The sequence below is a fragment of the Streptococcus sp. 1004_SSPC genome, from assembly GCF_001069025.1.
Classification (GTDB): Bacteria; Bacillota; Bacilli; order Lactobacillales; family Streptococcaceae; genus Streptococcus; species Streptococcus vestibularis.
This window is the reverse complement of record NZ_JWGQ01000001.1, coordinates 1-1833: the sequence shown is the minus strand read 5'-3', so window position 1 is coordinate 1833 and position 1833 is coordinate 1. Positions and strand designations below refer to the sequence as shown.

Sequence of the window (1833 nt, the reverse complement as noted above, 5' to 3'; positions counted from 1 at the left end):
TCAACATAAAAGCCTCGACACCAAAATTTGCGATTCCCATATTTATATTTTAAATTGGCGTGTCGGTCAAATACCATTAAGCTACTCTCACCCTTTAAATATCCAATAAATGAAGAGATACCTAATTTAAATGGTATACTCACCAACGTGTGAATATGATCTGAGCAAGCTGCTGCTTCATGAATTTCAACGCCTTTTCTTTCACATATTAACCGTAAAATTTGACTAATACTTGCTTTGTATTTCCCATAAATTATCTGACGTCAATATTTGGGTGCGAACTCAATATGGTACATAGAATTCCATGTAGTATGTGCTAAACTATTATTCTGTCTCAACAAAAATCCTCCTTTAATATATTAATTAGTGGTCGGGAAACCTTATCTAATAAAACACTTTAGTAGGAGGACTATTTGATACATCGCTAAAAGCTTTACGGAACCACTAGCACAGATAATGGTTCCGTAAAGACAACAAAAAAGCAACAGTCTCGAGCACTATTGCTTTTTTGTTGTCTTAAGCTGAAAGAACTTTACGTCCTTTACGACGACGAGCTGCAAGAACGCGACGTCCGTTTTTAGTTGACATACGGTGACGGAATCCGTGTTTACGTTGACGACGGATTTTACTTGGTTGATAAGTACGTTTCACGTTGAATACCTCCTGATAAATTTTCGTATTCGTTTAGCCGGCTATTTTTGATCAGTTACTAAACATACCATATTATTTTATAGTAATAGCATGCTCTTGTCAAGAAATACTTAGAGATTATTTTCACCATATCTTGAAGTACTAAAAGATTCATTAATAAAAAGAACAGACCAATAACCGTAGTAGAGGGGTTTTAAAAATCTAGTATATATCACCCCTTAGCTATTTTTGCAATTTTTTTGAGCTTTGTTTTTTCGCTTTTGCTCACTCATATATTCAACACGCGCAAACTAAGTGACTTTGACTAGTTTAATGCCACAAGTTGTTTAGGATTTGATATTTTAAAACTTTAGTGTGGTCTTGCGCAAAAGGAAAAAATCTTTGGTGTATTATGTGTAGTAATGATCCGCACCGTATCACCAAGTCTACCTTTTAAACCGCGTACTGTATTATCATAAGCAAAACCAGCAACAAAAACTCGTTCAATATATCCTTTTAAGATTGCTGGCATCCCACTCCTCCAAGTTAGAAATATAAAAATCAAATGAACTGTCCAAATCAACAAGTCTCTATAGACTTTCATATCTATATCATGGGCTAAGTCTCTTCTCCTATACATGGCATCGAATCGTAAAACAGGATCATCTTTGTACAAATTAAAGATTCTAATGCCTTTTAGGAGTGATAAATTCTTTTTTCAGTCTCTAGTATAGAGACATTGTAGCTATTGTTGTTTGGATATGCGTAGATAATCGAGATCTCCATTGTTTAGCTCCTTCCATATAGATATCTAGCATGGTACTCACGTTCTCCTGGATAGCCTTCTCGTTAAAATTATCGCCAATTCGTATAGATAGTTGTTCGATACCTTTTGCTCTTATCTCTCCCGATTCCAGTTGTGATTAACTTTTCCTTTAGTTTGGTAGTATTACGTCTCATTTTGACCCTGTTTTTACTTTGTTAGACAGAGACTACTTTTCATTGTCAAAAAAAACTAGCCTTAAAATAGGCACTGCACCCATGAAATGAGACACAAGAAAACACTCCTGTTGAAATCTGGTAAACTAGAAACAGTAGTGTAAGAATTCTCAGAAAAGAGACGACATAGCAGACAAAATCACTCTGTATAGAAAATCACTTTATTTATGGCTATCGAACCATCACTCGCTTGCTCAAGAAAAT

General features: G+C 35.0%; 2 protein-coding genes and 1 pseudogene. All 3 read right to left on the bottom strand.

The window, feature by feature from the left end; genetic code table 11:
• Positions 1–296: pseudogene (gene tnpA / locus ADF62_RS09970) on the bottom strand (IS200/IS605 family transposase); the annotation flags it as partial.
• 220 nt (positions 297–516) lie between these two features.
• Positions 517–651, bottom strand: a complete 135-nt coding sequence (gene rpmH / locus ADF62_RS00010) for a 50S ribosomal protein L34 (protein ID WP_002885866.1) — start codon at positions 649–651, stop codon at positions 517–519.
• A 349-nt stretch (positions 652–1000) separates the two neighbouring features.
• Positions 1001–1270 (bottom strand): NAD(P)H-dependent oxidoreductase, encoded by a 270-nt coding sequence (locus ADF62_RS11820; RefSeq protein WP_232009699.1) that lies wholly within the window; start codon positions 1268–1270, stop codon positions 1001–1003.
• Positions 1271–1833 lie beyond the last annotated feature (563 nt).

Bases quoted from the DNA above. Each gene is read 5' to 3' on its own strand.
- ADF62_RS11820 (WP_232009699.1), bottom strand. From the start codon at position 1,270: ATGTATAGGAGAAGAGACTTAGCCCATGATATAGATATGAAAGTCTAT.